This is a genomic window from Rufibacter latericius (genome assembly GCF_003721515.1).
GTDB classification, from domain to species: Bacteria; Bacteroidota; Bacteroidia; order Cytophagales; family Hymenobacteraceae; genus Nibribacter; species Nibribacter latericius.
In genome coordinates this window covers 269892-286276 of the sequence record NZ_RJJD01000015.1, presented here as the reverse complement: position 1 = coordinate 286276, position 16385 = coordinate 269892, and the positions used below count along the sequence as shown (strand labels likewise).

The following is a 16385-nucleotide window of genomic DNA, read 5'->3' as shown; positions in this document are numbered from 1 at the left end:
AGGAAGCAGGATTAGCGGTTGCTTTGAGCTGACCTGTGTTAGATTGTTGGTGTTTTCCAAGTGGTTTGTGGTTGATTTTAAGGGTAAGTTTATTGCTGGTATTTTACAGCTTGTCAATTATGTCACCAAGGTCGCTTACCCCTAATGTGAACAGGATAATGATGATGCCCAGAACGATTTTTACTGCAAGCGGCATAGAGAAAGCAAACCATTTCTGGAAGAGGTTATTTGCCGGAGGAAGGTAAAAGCAGGAAAGGAAGAAGTATGCTACTCCCGGAACGGGGTGTACTAAGAGCAGATTTAATACACCAATGGTAAAAACAAGGGTGCCGAACACCCAACCGGGTATGCTTGACTCAATAAATTTAGCTTCCATTTTAGTGAAGTATAGTTAAAGCGTGTTTTTATATAAACATCCAAAAAGCGACTGTGGTTAACTCTCTTATCGAGAATATACCCTGATAATTAAGAGTATCAATAGCGTGTGATAAAGGTGCTATTAAGTCGATTTTGTCAACATATTTACACAAGATTAACTTCGTGAATGACTGATGTTACTTGGTTAGAATTTGCAAATATCCGCAGCGCATCGTTCCGGTTTGTCTGAGAATAAAGCCTGAAAAGGGTGTACGAAATAGGCTCGGTTCTTTATTTAAACTCGAATATGAGCGGGAAAAGGAACGTCACAACGATGGTCCAGATGAAGTAAACGGGCAGGTAAGAGGCAATGGAATTCCCGACTCCGTTTAAGGTGCCTTTTTTGAAAAGTAGCCTGAAAAGCTGCACGGTCACGAAGAGAAGGTTGATCAGGATAAGCACATTGCCCCCCAGAACGGCGGCCCTGTTGGGAGTCATTCCCCATTCTGAGATCCTGAACAGGATGGCAGATAGCGCAATGCCATTCACAATGACGGTGACGGCAGAAAGGAGCAGAAGAACCCAGATTTCGGCGGTGCTTTTAATGGTTTTGGAGGTCTCGGCAACAGAAAAGAAGATGATTGCCATGACGCCAATCAACAAGGCGTTGAAGAGGATCAGGAACTCCCGGTCGGTGTATGGGTTCTTGGCCGAATAGACCATGGCAATAAGGTAAATGACCAGCATCACCAATACCAGCGGGCTGAAAATTCTGGCGATAACCGGCGAGACTTTGCCCACCAGCTGCGGATTGGTCTGGGTAAGGTACGTGCCGATAATGGGGGCAGCCGGTAGCCCGAAAACCACAACATTCCTGAAGTAAAACTCTTCAATGTTCAAGCCGATGATACTGAAAAGCCCGATGGTGATGCCTGTCATGATTCCGCCCGCTATCAGGATGAGCGTGGTCATGACGACCAGATCGCCGTTATACTTCAGATAGGCAAGGCGCTTCTCTGGGTTGTTCCGTGCTTCGCCCACAAACGCAAAGCCCAACCCACACCAAAGAAACAGGAGTAAATGGATGCACGACAAAATGAGGGTGTCACTGGTCTGGACATCGGGAAGGGAGTTGATGAAAATAAGCCCCGCCAGGCTAAGGCCAACGATAAAAGCTATTTTGCCTGCCGATAATCTGTTCTTCCAGGCAAAGTACGCTGACAATGCCGGGAAGACGATAAAACCGATATTCCTGGGGTAAAAGAACTCTTCATCGATGGCAAAGAAAGTTGGCAATTTTGCGATTAACCCGGCCACTACCGAGGCAATCAGCACAAATAGTAATTCCCGGCGGGTGCCCCAATTGATCTCATCGTTCTCGTAATTCAGGCGCTCATTCCAGAAATCAGCGAGGGTGTTGCCTTTCAGCTCCGGATACAATAAGCTGAACTCCCGTTTAAAAGGTGCCTTATTGGCCCGGTACAGCTTTTCCAGATGCTTGGGGTCATTCATGTGGGTGCGAATCTCTTCTTTCATTTGCGTAAGCTTTATGCCTGCTGTGAAGCGTTTTCGAATAAAAATGCGGGGTTATTTAACCTTTTTATGAGTTCTTGTTCTGAGGCCGTTTTCGGTAAATCGGGCCCAAAGCAAGGGTGGCAGTTCTGAGGGATATTTTGGAGAAATCAACAGGTAAGTCGGAAATGCTAATTCCACATGGTGCCCGCTAATCCCAGGACAATGCCTAACCACAGGCCAATGATGTAGACTACCATACCCAAGAGAATAGCCACTGTTTTGTTGAACCCGCGGGAACTCAGTTGGTTTAGGTGGGAGTAAAACGCACCACCCATGGCACCGGCTAAAGGCGTAATGATTAAGGGTCTGATCATCCAGAACTTTCCCCAGGCTGGGTTAGGATGATCTACTCCAAACACAAAAAGGGAGATCACGGCGAAAGCAATAACTGCCCCCACGACCATCGGTTTAACAAAGGATGAGAGGTCACTTTTCTGGATTGTTACAATGTTTTTAGTTGACATGGTACGTTTGTTTTTAGAGTTATAAATCCTTTTTTATTAAGCTTGTTAAAGTACTTTGATATTCAAAGTAAAGGTTCAAAAAAATAACAGTTGTCTTTCCTGTTACTAGATTTTAGGTTAAGATGAATTATTCAGAAACTCCCTTGATCAGTTTTTCCAGCGCATTTAAATGATCATTGAAAGCCTTTCGGCCAAGTTGGGTGACAGCATAGGTGGTGTTCGGTTTTCTACCCACAAAAGACTTCTCTACCTTCACAAACTCTTCCTTCTCCAAGGCTTTTAAGTGACTCGCCAAGTTGCCATCGGTCACATCCAGGTATTCCTTCAGTGCATTGAAGTCAAGCATATCATTTACAGCCAGCGCTGACATAATGCCCAGCCTGATTCTGCTCTCAAATGCTTTGTGTAAACCATTGATAGATATTTTCACCGCTCGTACTTGTAATGCATGTAAATACCATAGATAATATGGACTACCCCAAACCCTATGGCCCAGAATAACAATCCATATCCCACGAAGTAGGAACTAATCAGGCCTAATCCTATCTCTATAAGCCCTAAACTTCTCATCTCCCCATAAGTGAATTTGCTGGAAGTATACAGCGCCAACCCATAGAAAATAAGGGTAAAGGGAGCAATGAAGCCGATCAATCCTTTGGAGATCAAAATAAGGATCAGGAGTCCACCCACCGTGAGTGGAACTGCCATATTAATGAGCACCCGTTTTGTAGTCGCGTTCCAGAGTTTTTCCCCTTTTTTAGAAGCCTTTTTGTGGGAGAGAAAAATAGCAGTACCAACCGCCAGCACCAGGATCAAAAGAGCCAGGGTAATGACCTGGAGTAAACCCGAAGACAGTCCCCCAGTGGTTAGGGTGCCTGCTGCTATTTCAGCTGGATTAAAATCTAGTACCTGACTCGCGATATAGGCTCCTGACAACGCGTAGATACCTGCCATAATACCTGCCCAACCAGAGAGCGACAGAAATTTGGAAGAACGCTCCATCATGGAGCGAATCTCGGCTATGTCCCGGAGGTAATCCTGTTCTTCTTTCATTGTAAAGTACTTTGGATAACAAAGTAAACACAAAAAGCCTGATTTTCCAAGGATAGGTTAAAAATTTACTTTATCAATCATGAGGTGATCAGTACCAGCAAGCGGGAATGCTTTGGATCCATCTTGTAGAAACGATCAATTTGCCTTTTTGCTTCAAGGAATAGGCTGAGTTGGATATTATGAGATAGTGGCTAAAGAGATCCAGCTGGATAGTGCAGGTTGAGTTTCGAGCATTTGTAAAGCTGATGTTAAAGCAATATCAATCGTTCACCTTTCAGACCGAAGCATTGGAAAGGAACGAAGCCCTCTGCAAATGAACGCGGCGCCATGGGGTGGAGCCTCGTTCATTTGCAGAGCCTATTCAAGCTTTACTGCCGCATGCTTTGTGCCGCACCGTTACCTGTGGAATACAACTGGTTAAACAGCAGCTTGAAAGTGCCGTGTGCTTGTCCTCTGAAGGTAATCTCCGGCCCGAAGGCGTAAAAGGTGCCTGCTCCAACCGGGGCAGAAAAAGCCGCTACCCCATCTTTCAGGTAAGCCTGTCCCCACGCCCATCCGCTGCGGAGTGGCTTATCAGTAGCGAACCAGGCGAGTGGCTTCACTACGCCGTTAGCCACAGCATCAGGGGTGAGCTTGAATACGGGGCTGTTGTCAAAATACACATCGCCCTCGGTGGGCATGCCCCAGGTGGCGGGCTGGGAAGTGGCGTACTTCACACGCAGAATGCTGCCGGGGATGTAGTATTTGGTGGATGCAAGTGGTCTGGCCTGCCCGGAGGCGTTCAGCTCTACCAAGGCGTTACTCACAGGTAGTTTCAGGTGGTAAGCCAGGTTAGTGCTGGTGCCAATGGTAATTACGGAGCCACCCGCTTCCATGAACTTCCGGAGGGCAGGGATAGACTTTTCTGCCGTGATGGAGCCTAGCTGGGAACGGTATTCCGCGGGTATGTCTTCCGGTTTAGGACCTCTTCCTTCGCCGCCTCTTTCACTATTTCCCTGTGAACTAAGCGGTGGAATGGCCCGGGTCACGAACAGAATCACGTCATATTTCTTGTTCAGGTCACCGGCGTCAATGTCTTTGGCATACACCAACTGAATGGGGAAATGGTACTGCTCCATGATCCAACGCGTCCAGCCCGAGGGCATGGAACCGCCATAAGTGTCCCAAAGGGCGATACGCATGGGAGAGACTTTGGTGGTGGCCCCAGCTGGACGTTGCGCGACGCCTTTGATACTAAGGCCATAATCAGCAGCGGCTTTCTGTACGAGTGCTCTGGATTTATCAGAAGCCGGAACGAAGAAATTGCCTTGGTCAGCCCCGGCGGCAGGCATCCGGTACACCTCGGCGCCAGCTTGGAGCAAGTCATTGACCACAATGAACGAATGGTTGGCGCGGGCATCCAGCACGTATCCGGCATCTGAGGTTACTGCTTGCAGATTGCCTTTGGGAGCTTGTAACTCTCCGTAGGGAATGGGCTGAAATGGGCCTTTGAAGCTGTCTAAGATACGGTCAAACTGCACGCCCATCTGGAACGCCAGGGTCCAACCGGCAGCGTCATAGGGCCGGATGGGAGGTCCGCCGGGGTACTGGAAATCGTTGGGGTGTTCCTGCGGCTCAAACATGTCCATCACGTGGGGCCGGAACGCTTGGTCGGTCTTCACCACGTAAGAACCCGCTGGGTAGCTTTTGCCTGCTACCTTGAAATCCTCTGTAGCCTTGTGCACCAAAATGCCTGATTTGATCAGCGCGTTCACAAAGGTGACCGCTGTTGAAAAATCAGGCTGATCTGCCGAGATGATGTACCCTCTAGGATCGCGCAGGGCAGGATCTTTGAAAACAGTCTCATAATGTTTAACCGGAACGCCGCCTCCACTACCGGAAGTGGATTCACTGGCGGTAGTGGAGGCATCGGCAGATTTCTGCTCTTTCGCGTGCGCAGCCGTGACCGCCTCTACGCTTTTAGGAGAAAGGGCCCAATAGTCTTTGCTGCCGCGTTCAATAGAGTTCTTGCCCATGCGGTAGATGTTGTAGAGCAACTCATCACGGTGGCGGGCCGCATAATCAAGCACGGCGTAGTTGAGCGATACAGAATAATCAATAGATTGCTTGAAATGCCACTTCTGCGGCGTGACCGGGTTAGGCGTGGCCCCGTTAGGGAGTAGGCGCTGCGGTACCAACGGCACCTCTTCCGGGGTAGGATTCCCGATGATTTCAGTGAGCAGGCCCACCATGTTATGGAAGTAAGGCGTGGTGCGCAAGCCTCCGTTCCACCAGGTAGAGAACTGGGAACCCGCACGCTGGGTGTAGCCGGGCTTGTCCTCGGCGTTCAGCCGGTTGTTCATGGCGGCGCCTACGGCGTCAATACTGGTCACCAGCAGCGGGTCATACACGTAGTTGAACGGGTCACGGTATGGCGGACCCGCCAGCACTGAACCTGCCGGGCCCCGCTGGTGATGATTGTACATGATTTGCGGAATCCACTCTACAAACAGCTGACGGCTGATGTTCTGCGATTCCTTCATGTTGTTCATAAAGAAATCACGGTTATTGTCGTGGCCCACGTATTTCTGGTACAGGCGGGGCAGATGATTTAGGGAGCGGTTCTTTTCTTTGCGCTCGCGCATGTACCAGTTGCTTACCAGTTCCTGTCCGTCGGGGTTGGCGTGCGTCATGAGCACAATGGTCTGGTCCAGCAGGCGCTTGGTCTCGGCATCCTGACGGCTGACCAGGTTCCAGGCAGTTTCAATTAACTGGTGAATGCCCACGGTTTCGGTGGCGTGCAAGCCGCCGTCAATCCAGACCACGGCTTTGCCCTCGGCGGCTAAGTTGCGGGCTTGTTCCTCCGTCAGGTTTTCAGCGCGCGCCAGTTTTTGGGAGATTTCCTTAAAACGCCCCAGATTCTTGATGTTCTCCGGCGAAGAGACAATCAGCATGAATTGATGGCGGCCTTCCTCGGTGAGCCCGATGTTCACCAACTTGGTGCGGTCAGAGGCGGCCAGTTTCTTGAAATAAGCCTCGGTCTGCGTGAAGTTCGCTAGTTGGTAATCCTCCCCTATGTTGAAGCCGAAGTGCTCTTTAGGCGACGGGATTGTTTGGGCCTGGCAAACTGCCACCGTTAACAGCAGCAGAAGGGTGAGGGAACGGTAAAATCTGCTAATCATGGGTGGAGTTTAGGAGGTGGAGAAAGGTAATAGAGAGGGTAAGTTATTTTATATTTTTTGTCATCCTGAAAGGACCTTTTGAGCGAACTAGAAAAGCGATGTAGTAAACGCTACTATCGTTCGCCCACAAGTTCCTTTCAGGATGACAAAAGAAGGGAGGCGTTTATAAGCCGATTTCTTGAAAACGGGCTCAAAACGCAGTGTCTGCCACAGGACAGCTTATGGGTTGCCTTGTTTCGGAAGGCTATCTAATCATTTACTGCACGGCACCCTTTTTCCTTTTGGCAATACCTGTTTCTGACAAGAACAGGAGCAGGGCGCGTTGGGTGGCCAAGTAAGCTTTGTCGTTAATCCAATACTCGTCCAGGGCATGGGCTCCGCCGCCTTTGCCACCGCTACCGATGGTCACCGCAGGTACGTTTTTAGAGAACGGAATATTAGAATTGGTGGAGCCCACCCGTAACGCCGGTTCGGTGCCCAGGAACCGGGTAGCGGCCACACTACGCTGCACCAAGGCCACGCTGGGGTCAACCCCGCCGGCCGGACGCTCGCCAATCAGTTTCACGTCTACGGTAAGGTTGGCACCTATTCGCTTCATTTGGTTTTCCTCCTGCAACGCGCGCTGCACGGCAGCCTGAAGCAGTTTGTCAATACCTTCTACTCGCTCGGGGCTCTCCGAGCGCATGTCTACCTCCATCCAGGACTCAAAAGGAATAGAGTTCACCGAGGTGCCGCCGCCAATCACGCCCACGTTGTAGGTGGTTCTTATGCCTTCTTTGGTGAATTTATCTGCCTCTACGGCGAAGTAGTGGATGGCTCGGCCCAAAGCATTGTGCGGGTTGGCCAGTCCAAACGCGCCCGAGGAGTGCCCGCCAGGACCTTTGAAGGTGATACGATAGCGGTGCGAGCCCAGGCCCCGGTTGGTCACGGCACCCAGTCCTATTCCGTCCACGGCAATGTACGAGTCTATTTTAGGGCCTTTTTCTGAAAACAAGTGCTTAACACCCCGCAGGTCACCTAAGCCTTCCTCGCCCACGGTGCCAATGAACAGCACATCAGCCTCTGTTTCCAGGCCGGTTTTCTCTAACGTCTTCAAAACCGACAGCACCATGGCCAGTCCTCGGGTATCATCAGCGATGCCGGGCGCCAGAAGGGTGTCACCGCGTTGCTTCACCTTTACATCGGTGCCCTCGGGGAAAACCGTGTCCAGATGCGCTTCCATGACCACCGTTTTAGTGCCGGTTCTGCCTTTGCGCCGTGCAAGCACGTTGCCTACTTCATCGGTCCAAACGGAGTCAGCCCCGGCAGCCCGCAGCATTTCGGCGTACTTTCTCCCGCGTACCTCTTCTTTGAAAGGCGGGGCCGGGATTTCAGTCAGCGTAATCAGGTCTTGCTTCGTTTGTGGCTCCAAATCCAGGATGGTTTTAAATGCAGCTTTGACCGACGCGTTTTTGGCCAAGGCTTTTATCTCGTTTTCGTAGCGTTTGTCAACGGAGATGGGCTTTGGTCTTTCTGCGGATTGCGCCAAGGCGGATAAGGTGCCGAGGGCAAAAGTAGCTGGCAAAAGACCTTGAAGCAGGAGCTGGGATAGTTTGTTCATTAGTTGGTTGTTGGTGCGGTTAGGTCGTGTAAAGAGGAGAACTGTTATGGTCGTTTCTCTCCCGGATGGTAGGTGGCTTTGGCGCGTTTCTCCACGTCTTCGCGGTAGTAGGCGGCGTCTTTGAATTGCACATCGGCGTAACGCTGGGCCTGGTCACTGAAATGTGGGGAATTAGGGTCGCCGCTTTGTCCGCCAGCCAGCATGGTTTTCGCCTTCACTTTCGGCCCGAATTCTACCACGGCCACAAAGCTGTTGCCCGAGGTGCCGTACAGGCGCTTGGTGTTGTAGGAGTTCGCGCCAAACGAGGCCAGCGCACCCCAGTTCCCCGAGGCCATGCCGATAGGAAGACTAGGTTTGGCATCATTGAACGGCTGCTGAATATCGCCGGTGAGGCGCTGGAAGCGGTTGATTTCTCCCCAAGGCGTGTTCCACGTGCCGAAGTCTTTTTCCAGCTGCGCGATGGTCTGGCGGAAAAGGTCCAGACGCTCTTTCTCCGGTGATTGGTTCGCGTAATACTCGAAGCGCTCAATGAGGTTCAGGTTTTTGGGCGCGCTGCCGTTCCTCGTGGAAATAGTCGCGTAAAAATGCGCCAACGACATGGCCACTGATTCTTTGGACACCGCAAAATCCCAGCGGCGCAGCACGTCAATAGCTTCCTTCAGTTTGGGGTCATTTGGTTTCTGGTTGTCGTAGGCCTTCACCAAGCCCGGAATGAGCACTTCAAAGCCGGGCAGGTACGGGTCATAAGCCAAACCGATGAGCTTGTCCAAGGTCAGGCTGTTCGCGTTCTTGAGCAGGCGCACCGCATGGATGCCCCGGAAGTTCTCGGGCGACGGCGCCATGTACACAGGATAATCTTCTTTTTTGGGGCTGTATTCGCCTGCGCTGGTAAACGGCGTAGAGTTGCAGTTCTGAATCCAGCCGTTGGGCGGGTTGATGACCCGGATGGTTTCTTCCAGGGTGTGCAGGCCTTGCCAATCGGTTTTGGGGTTGCTGCCGTCTACGGGTTTGGAGTAGTCAAAGGAGGTGTCGCGTTTAGGGAAAAAGTTGCCGTGGTAGTATGCGATGTTGCCTTCTGCATCGGCGTAGACGGTGCCGTTAGAGGAGTTGGTCCGCATTTGCATCATTTCGTTGAACTCTTTCAAGTTGCTCTTCTTGGTGCGGGTGTAGGATTGCGTGAGCGCCTCTACCGGTTTCCACATGAGGGCGGTGGCTACCCATTTGTCGCCGTTCTGGTGCGTGATAGGGCCGTGGTGGGTTCTGTAGGTGGTGAAGGTCTTTTGCTTGACTTCGTTTTCTTCTTTGTAGGAAAGTGTGACTTCAGAAGTGGTGACCGGCCGCTGCTCGTTGCCATATTGGTAGACCAGTTTGCCGTTCTTCTTGCTGATGGTCTCCTCAAATTCGTCAATCACGTCTACGTACGCTGAGGTGTGCATCCAGCCGGTTTTCTCGTTGAAGCCCTGGTAAATGAAGAACTGGCCCCAGGTCACTGCGCCGTACGCATTCAAGCCTTCTTCGCTCACCGCATGCACCTCGCCCCTGAAGAAGAAAGACGTGTGCGGATTAATCAGCAGCATGGCATTGCCAGACGCAGTGTGTTTGCCCGAGATGGTGAAGCCGTTGGAGCCTTTAGGTTCCGCCAGAATGTTGGGCTGTGCCGATGGTTGGTGATGGTAGCCGGTCAATCCCTGCGCTTTGTTGTCCTCGTAGAACGCCTGAATTTTGTTGAGCGGAATGCTTTCTATGTCGCCGCCAATGGAGCCTTCGGTGAAGTACATGGGCATCCAGGGTTCAAAGCGGGTGAGTAGCTTTGGTTTTACCTCGGGGTGGGTGTGCAGGTAATAGTTGATGCCATCGGCGAAAGCTTGGCAGAGTTTTTTCAGCCACTCGGGGCTTTTCTCGTAGTTCTGGATGGCTTCTTCCTGGGTCATGTAAAGTTTCGCCCGGAGGTCGCTGTAGAGCATTTCCTTGCCCTCCACCTCGGCCAGCCGACCGGTTGCCCACAGGTAATTGCGCTCTACCCGGTTGAAATCATCTTCGCACTGCGCGTACAGTAGCCCAAAGACGGCATCGGCATCGGTTTTGCCATAGACGTGCGGCACGCCGAAATCATCCCGAATAATGGTGACGCGGGCGGCCTGTTCTTTCCAGTTGCCTACCTCTTTGGAGGAGGTAATCTTCTCGCTACCGGAGCAGGAGAAAAGAACGAGGATAAACAGGTAGAAAAAGGCGGTGTTTCTGAAAAGGTATTTCATGAAGGAAAAGACAAATAGACGGTTTCCCAATTTAAGGGTATTTTCTAGAAAATGCAGGTAAAACGGAAGAGCCGGGCGCAAATTAAGGAAGAGAATCCAGCGGTGCTGTACGATTAAATTTCTACAAGAAACGGGCAAAGGAGCCTGTTGCAAGACAGCGTGCTTTAGTCTTTGTTTTCAGGACGTTTTGTAAAAACAACCTTTAAACCGTGGTTCGGCTTTAGCGAGACCTTCAGGGCTTTTGTGGCTTGATGCCCTTTCTCTTTCCTGTTTTTGCGTAGTATGCATAGGCTATGAAATTCTTACCTACTCAACTTCTGCTTTTCCTGAAGAACAAGCCAGACCGGCGTAACCTTGTTCTGCTGGGGAAATTCTTGCTGGTTTTGCTGGCCTTGATCGTGGTCTTTACCATTATCTTCCACTTGCTCATGCTGCGGGAGGGCCGCACCTTTTCCTGGATCACGGGTCTGTACTGGACGCTCACGGTCATGTCAACCCTGGGTTTCGGGGATATTACGTTTCACAGCGATTCAGGGCGGTTTTTCTCTATTGTGGTGCTGTTGTCGGGCATGGTGTTTCTGCTCATCCTGTTTCCGTTTACGTTTATCAACTTCTTTTACGCCCCGTGGATGAAAGCCCAGGAAGATGCCCAGGTGCCCCGCGCCCTCCCGCCGGGTACCCACGGGCACGTGGTGCTCACCCAGTTCGGCCCCGTGACCGAATCCCTGATTTACAAGTTAAACCAGTTCGGGTATCCCTATGTGGTGCTGGTGCCCGATTTGGCCGAAGGACTGCGTCTGCACAGCCTAGGCATTAAGGTAATGCTGGGCGATCTGGATGACCCCGAGACGTACATCAGGGTGAATGTGCGGCAGGCGGCGCTGGTGGCGGCCACGGCCACCGATGTCATCAATACCAACATTGCCTTCACCGTGCGCGAAATCAGCAGTGACGTACCCATCATCTCCACCTGTAATTTTGCGGCGTCAGTAGACATTCTGGAACTGGCGGGCAGTAACCATGTGCTACAGTTGGGCGAGATGATGGGTATTTTCCTGGCCAGGCGGGCCAGCGGCGGAGATGCCTGCGCCCAGGTAATTGGCGGATTCAAGGAACTGCAGATTGCGGAGGCCTCGGTGGCGGGGTCGCCCCTGGTAGGCTTAACCATCAAAGAAACCAAACTGCGCGAACGGGTGGGCGTAAGTGTGGTGGGCGTTTGGGAGCGCGGTAGGTTTGGAGCAGCCCAACCCGAAACCATGATTACCCAAACCACGGTATTAGTGCTGGCCGGCTCTAAAAGCCAAATAGAAGAGTACAACAAGGTCTTCCAGACCGAAAAACACCTGAAAGGGCCTGTCCTGATCCTGGGCGGAGGCCGGGTGGGCCGCGCCACGGGACAGTCATTAGCCGCCCGCAACCTTGACTACAGGATCGTGGAAAAAGACCCTACCCGGGTGAAGGCTAATCCTAACTACGTGTTGGGCGACGCCGCCGAACTGGAAGTCCTGAAAGTCGCGGGAATTGACGAATCGCCGTGCGTCATCATCACTACGCATGACGACGACATGAACGTGTATCTCACTATCTACTGCCGCCGGCTACGCCCCGACATCCAGATCATCACCCGGTCTACCTTACAGCGCAACCTGCCCACCATGCACCGGGCCGGGGCCGATTTCGTGATGTCTTACGCATCTATGGGCGGTAACATCATCTTCAACCTGCTCAAGCGAAGCGACATCTTAATGGTGGCCGAAGGCTTGGATTTGCTCAAAGTACAGGTTCCCCGGCAGTTGGCAGGCCGCTCCATTGCCCAATCCTCCATTAGGCAGGAGACCGGCTGCACCATCATTGCCGTAAGGCAGGGCGAGGACCTCATGATTAACCCAGATCCGTTTATGGTGCTTCCCTCAGAGGCAGAAATCATCTTAATTGGCACGGTAGAGGCCGAAAACAAATTCTTTACCCGCTATGGCTTAAGCGATTTCATAAAGAAATCAAAATAGACTGGATAAATAGATGAGGAGAAGGTCAATGGATGCAAAGCGGCTGGTTACCAAAGGTCCTTCGCATCCGCAAAGGAGACGGAGGAAAGAGTTTCTCTCCGAAGATCACAGAAGTACTTTCTGTAGGAATTGTACCTTCTCCTAAAACCAGCCGGCGCAGGTTAATCTTCCCTTTTACCGCTCCTTGAATTAGAAATTGAGCAGTCTCTTATTATATTGGAGATGGTAAAATTTCTTTAATGATTAGCGAATGGCCTGGAAGATACCCGGAAGAAGGGAATTCATAAAGAACTCAGGGTTGGCGACGCTCCCCCTGCTGCTGCCTACGGGCTTGTCCGCCTCTGGCCTGACCGATTACGCGGCGAAAGAGGAAAACATCAACTTTGTGACCGATGGCGCCTTAACCTCTCCCTTGGAATATGCCCGGGAACTTCAGGTTATCGCAGAAAAGTACCCAGACACCCAGGACAGTTACGCCAAAGGAGGAGCCGTGTCCCGTTTAGAGGCCGATTTTGCCAAACTGACCGGAAAACAGAAAGCCATTTTCATGCCTTCGGGGACCATGGCCAACAACCTTGCGCTACGGGTGCTGAGCGAGGGTAAAAGCAAAGTCTTTGTGCAGGAACTAAGCCACCTGTACCGCGACGAAGCCGATGCTGCCCAGACCGTACACAGCAAACGGTTGATGCCGCTGGTGCCCGGCAAAGCCGAGTTCAGCTTGGAGGAGTTGAAAGAGGCCATTGCGTACCACCAGAAAGGAGAGGTTTTCCAGAGCGGCATTGGGGCCGTGTCCATCGAGAACCCAGTCAGAAGAGCCGATGGGCAGGTTTTCTCCCTGGAAGAGATAAAGAAAATAGCGGCCTATTGCCGGGAGCACCACATCAAGCTGCACCTGGATGGGGCTCGGTTGCACTTGGCCTCGGCGTATTCCGGGGTATCCATCAGGGAATATTCATCTTACTTTGACACCGTCTATGTGTCCCTATACAAATACCTGGGCAGCAAAGGCGGTGCCATTCTCGCCGGTGATGCCGCAGTGATTGACCAAATGCCGCACCTGATCAAGATTTATGGCGGCAACATCTACCAGAACTGGCCCTATGCAGCCATGGCCCTTGATAAACTATCTTCCATCGAGAGCCAACTGCAGAAAGCCCGCGCCAAAGGAGACCAACTGATGACCCTGATGAACCAATCGGGCCACATGAAAGTCGCTAAAATCCCTAACGGAAGTAACATCTTCAACCTCCAGATAACGGCACCCGTCAACTACGACAAACTCACCACCCATTTAAAGGAGAAAGATCGCATCCAGCTGAGAATGCCCGACAGCCAAGGCGTGATCAAGTTCTATGTGAATGAAACCATCCTGAAACGAAGTAACGACTCTATTCTGAATGCTTTGAAGAAGGCGATTGGGGTGTCTGCCGCTTAGATAGACTTGTCTCTATTTGAAGGGTAATCGGGTTGAGAGGACCTGCTGCGTGCGGGGAGATAATCTGGTTGGGCTTCCGTTTTTGGGCCGTTTTTGACTAACTTAAGCTTTTCTAAAGCATAGTATCGGTATGAAACATTTCTTTACCCTGCTCCTTTGCCTTTCCTTTGTCGTGACTGTCTGGGCGCAGCAAACGCAGAAACCCGTGCTGCATGGCAAAAACTGGATGGCGATTACCGGAAAACCGCTGGCCGCCACTGCCGGGTCCATGACGTTCCAGAAAGGCGGAAATGCGGTGGATGCGGCCTGCGCTATGTTGGCGGCTACCTGCACCATGTGGGATGTCTTGAGTTGGGGCGGCGAGACCCAGGCGCTCATCTACAACCCGAAGACCAAGAAAGTCATTGCCATCAATGCCATGGGCGTTGCCCCAACCGGAGCCACGGCGGCCTTTTTCAAGAGTAAAGGCTATAATTTCCCTCCGGAATATGGTCCGTTGGCGGCCACTACACCCGGCACGCCCGGAGGACTTTTGTATATGCTGGCCAATTACGGGACGCTTAGTTTAGAGCAGGTGCTGGCCCCGGCCATGGAAATGGCGGCCGGTTACCCCATCGAAGCCCAGACCGCCAATAGCTTTGAGCGCGAAAAAGAACGGCTCAAGCAGTGGCCCTACAGCAAAAAAGTTTTCCTGACGCACCCTGGTGAGAAGAGAGAGGCTCCCGAGGCCGGTGAGATCTTCGTGCAGAAAGACTTGCTGGCTACCCTCACCAAAATGGTAGAAACCGAGAAAGCCGCCCTTAAAAGCGGAAAGAGCCGGAAAGAGGCCATCATGGCAGCGTACGACCGGTTCTACACCGGAGACATTGCTCAGGAATTTGTGCGCGGCTGCCAGGAGCAGGGCGGTCTGATCACGATGCAGGATTTGGCCAAATGGAAGCCCATTGAGGAAGAACCCCTAACGGTGAATTACAAAGGCATTGATGTCTATAAACTGAAGCAGTGGACCCAGGGCCCCGTTCTGCTGCAGGCCCTGAACGTGCTGGAGAATTTCGACCTGAAAAGCATGGGGCACAACAGTGCCAAGTACATCCATACGGTCTATCAGACCATGAACCTCACCTTCGCTGACCGTGATTTCTATTACGGTGATTCGTACTTCGCCCCGCAGGAACCCATTAAAGGGCTGCTCAGTAAAGAATACGCGAAGCAGCGGGCCTCCCTCATTCAGTTCGATAAAAACAACCCCAACATCGGGCCGGGTGATCCTTACCCGTTTGAGGCAAAAAAGGCCAAAAACCCCTACCTGAAACTGCTCAAGCAAAGAGGCTACGAAATGGACACCACCAAACGGAACTTCGCCCCGACGCATGACATCCGGAACGGCTCTTCTAAGGTGGAGTATGAGCAGAGGCTTTGGTTAGGCACCACTACCGTTGAAGCTGCAGACAAAGAGGGTTGGGTAGTTTCCATCACACCTAGCGGCGGCTGGAATCCGGCCTGTATTGCAGGGAGCACCGGCGTGGGCATGAGCCAGCGCATGCAGAGCTTCGTGCTGGATGCGCAATTGAACCCTTTCAACGTAGTGGAGCCGGGCAAAAGACCACGGGTAACGTTAACGCCTTCCATGGCTCTGAAGGACGGCAAGCCCTTTCTGTCCTTCGCGGTACAGGGCGGCGACACCCAGGAACAAAACCTCTTGCAGTTTTTTCTGAATGTCGCTGATTTTGGCATGAACGTGCAACAGGCCGCGGAGGCCGCGAACTTCAACACCAACCAACTCTGGTTGTCTCTGGGAGGCACCAAGACCGAAGACCGGCAACCCAAACCCGGGCAGATTCTCCTGCATGACAGCACCCCCGAAGCCGTTCGGGAGCAGTTGAAGAAAATGGGCTACACCCTCAGTTTCGATGACCGTACCAGCGGCCCCATCAACGCCATCTACTTTGACTGGAAACACGGAAGTTTCTGGGGCGGATCTAGCAACCACGGCGAAGATTACGGAATAGGTTGGTGATTCTCCGGTAATAAACCTCTTTATAAGTAAGTGCCCTTGGCAGGAAGCTTCTCAGCTCTGTTGTACCTGCTTCCTCTTTAAGTATACAAAAGCCCTTCACCTCCTCTGTTCAAGAAGTGGGTGAAGGGCTCCTTTTTTCTACTTCTTATTTATCATCTGCTCCTGTTGATTTATTCCTTTTCCTTTTCATGGTTTAGTGAACTGTAGGCTTTAAATGCCCCTTTGAAGCCCAGTGGCTTGCCTTTAGGATGTAATATTCCTATTCCTCCTTTTGATGATGAAAGACCTGCTTCTGAGGTTAAATCATTCTGGCGTTACTTGCTTCCTGTTGTCAGAGAGAACAGCTCTGCCGAGAGCCTTGTTTTTGCGCTCGTTTCAAGAAAACTGCCCTAAAACGCTTCGCCCTTTTTCTATCTCTTCTAGTATCCATCTTCTCGTCTAATATATAAGTCTTTTAATTTA

At 51.6% G+C, this 16385-nt stretch carries 11 protein-coding genes; 3 read left to right on the top strand and 8 right to left on the bottom strand.

All coding sequences use genetic code 11. The annotated features are described in order from the left end of the window. Positions 1-103: 103 nt before the first annotated feature. From EFB08_RS18655 to EFB08_RS18620, 8 genes are all read right to left on the bottom strand, one after another. Positions 104-376, bottom strand: a complete 273-nt coding sequence (locus tag EFB08_RS18655) for a hypothetical protein (protein WP_123128476.1) — start codon at positions 374-376, stop codon at positions 104-106. Between the two features lie 272 nt (positions 377-648). After that, the gene (locus EFB08_RS18650) at positions 649-1893 is read right to left on the bottom strand and encodes a DUF4153 domain-containing protein (protein ID WP_123128475.1); all 1245 of its coding nucleotides are present in this window, start codon (positions 1891-1893) and stop codon (positions 649-651) included. Between the two features lie 167 nt (positions 1894-2060). Then, positions 2061-2396 carry a potassium transporter KefB gene (locus EFB08_RS18645; protein WP_123128474.1) on the bottom strand — a complete coding sequence of 112 codons (336 nt, stop codon included), beginning with the start codon at positions 2394-2396 and terminating at the stop codon, positions 2061-2063. A gap of 127 nt (positions 2397-2523) precedes the next feature. After that, positions 2524-2826 (bottom strand): winged helix-turn-helix domain-containing protein, encoded by a 303-nt coding sequence (locus tag EFB08_RS18640; protein ID WP_123128473.1) that lies wholly within the window; start codon positions 2824-2826, stop codon positions 2524-2526. Next, positions 2823-3449, bottom strand: a complete 627-nt coding sequence (locus EFB08_RS18635) for a hypothetical protein (protein WP_123128472.1) — start codon at positions 3447-3449, stop codon at positions 2823-2825. The genes EFB08_RS18640 and EFB08_RS18635 overlap by 4 nt, the downstream gene beginning before the upstream one ends. 368 nt (positions 3450-3817) lie before the next feature. After that, on the bottom strand, positions 3818-6610 hold the full coding sequence (locus tag EFB08_RS18630; protein ID WP_123128471.1) for a M14 family metallopeptidase: 2793 nt from the start codon (positions 6608-6610) through the stop codon (positions 3818-3820). Positions 6611-6866: 256 nt separating this feature from the next. Continuing rightward, positions 6867-8210: a M20/M25/M40 family metallo-hydrolase gene (locus EFB08_RS18625; protein ID WP_123128470.1), complete on the bottom strand. Its 1344-nt coding sequence runs from the start codon at positions 8208-8210 to the stop codon at positions 6867-6869. Between the two features lie 44 nt (positions 8211-8254). Next, a complete protein-coding gene (locus EFB08_RS18620; RefSeq protein ID WP_123128469.1) occupies positions 8255-10465 on the bottom strand; it encodes an acylase in 2211 nt (736 codons plus the stop codon). Between the two features lie 293 nt (positions 10466-10758). Between EFB08_RS18620 and EFB08_RS18615 the strand changes: the two genes are divergently transcribed. The 3 genes from EFB08_RS18615 (at position 10759) to EFB08_RS18605 (ending at position 15923) form a co-directional block, all read left to right on the top strand. Then, positions 10759-12471, top strand: coding sequence for a potassium channel family protein (locus EFB08_RS18615; RefSeq protein ID WP_123128468.1), 1713 nt, complete (start codon positions 10759-10761; stop codon positions 12469-12471). 298 nt (positions 12472-12769) lie between these two features. Then, positions 12770-13906 carry a threonine aldolase family protein gene (locus EFB08_RS18610; RefSeq protein WP_165864963.1) on the top strand — a complete coding sequence of 379 codons (1137 nt, stop codon included), beginning with the start codon at positions 12770-12772 and terminating at the stop codon, positions 13904-13906. 130 nt (positions 13907-14036) lie between these two features. Further along, positions 14037-15923 carry a gamma-glutamyltransferase family protein gene (locus tag EFB08_RS18605; RefSeq protein ID WP_123128466.1) on the top strand — a complete coding sequence of 629 codons (1887 nt, stop codon included), beginning with the start codon at positions 14037-14039 and terminating at the stop codon, positions 15921-15923. The last annotated feature ends 462 nt before the right edge of the window (positions 15924-16385 follow it).

Coding starts and splice junctions, on each gene's coding strand:
- EFB08_RS18605 (WP_123128466.1), top strand. CDS start 14,037: ATGAAACATTTCTTTACCCTGCTCCTTTGCCTTTCCTTTGTCGTGACT.
- EFB08_RS18655 (WP_123128476.1), bottom strand. CDS start 376: ATGGAAGCTAAATTTATTGAGTCAAGCATACCCGGTTGGGTGTTCGGC.
- EFB08_RS18635 (WP_123128472.1), bottom strand. CDS start 3,449: ATGAAAGAAGAACAGGATTACCTCCGGGACATAGCCGAGATTCGCTCC.
- EFB08_RS18650 (WP_123128475.1), bottom strand. CDS start 1,893: ATGAAAGAAGAGATTCGCACCCACATGAATGACCCCAAGCATCTGGAA.
- EFB08_RS18645 (WP_123128474.1), bottom strand. CDS start 2,396: ATGTCAACTAAAAACATTGTAACAATCCAGAAAAGTGACCTCTCATCC.
- EFB08_RS18625 (WP_123128470.1), bottom strand. CDS start 8,210: ATGAACAAACTATCCCAGCTCCTGCTTCAAGGTCTTTTGCCAGCTACT.
- EFB08_RS18620 (WP_123128469.1), bottom strand. CDS start 10,465: ATGAAATACCTTTTCAGAAACACCGCCTTTTTCTACCTGTTTATCCTC.
- EFB08_RS18615 (WP_123128468.1), top strand. CDS start 10,759: ATGAAATTCTTACCTACTCAACTTCTGCTTTTCCTGAAGAACAAGCCA.
- EFB08_RS18630 (WP_123128471.1), bottom strand. CDS start 6,610: ATGATTAGCAGATTTTACCGTTCCCTCACCCTTCTGCTGCTGTTAACG.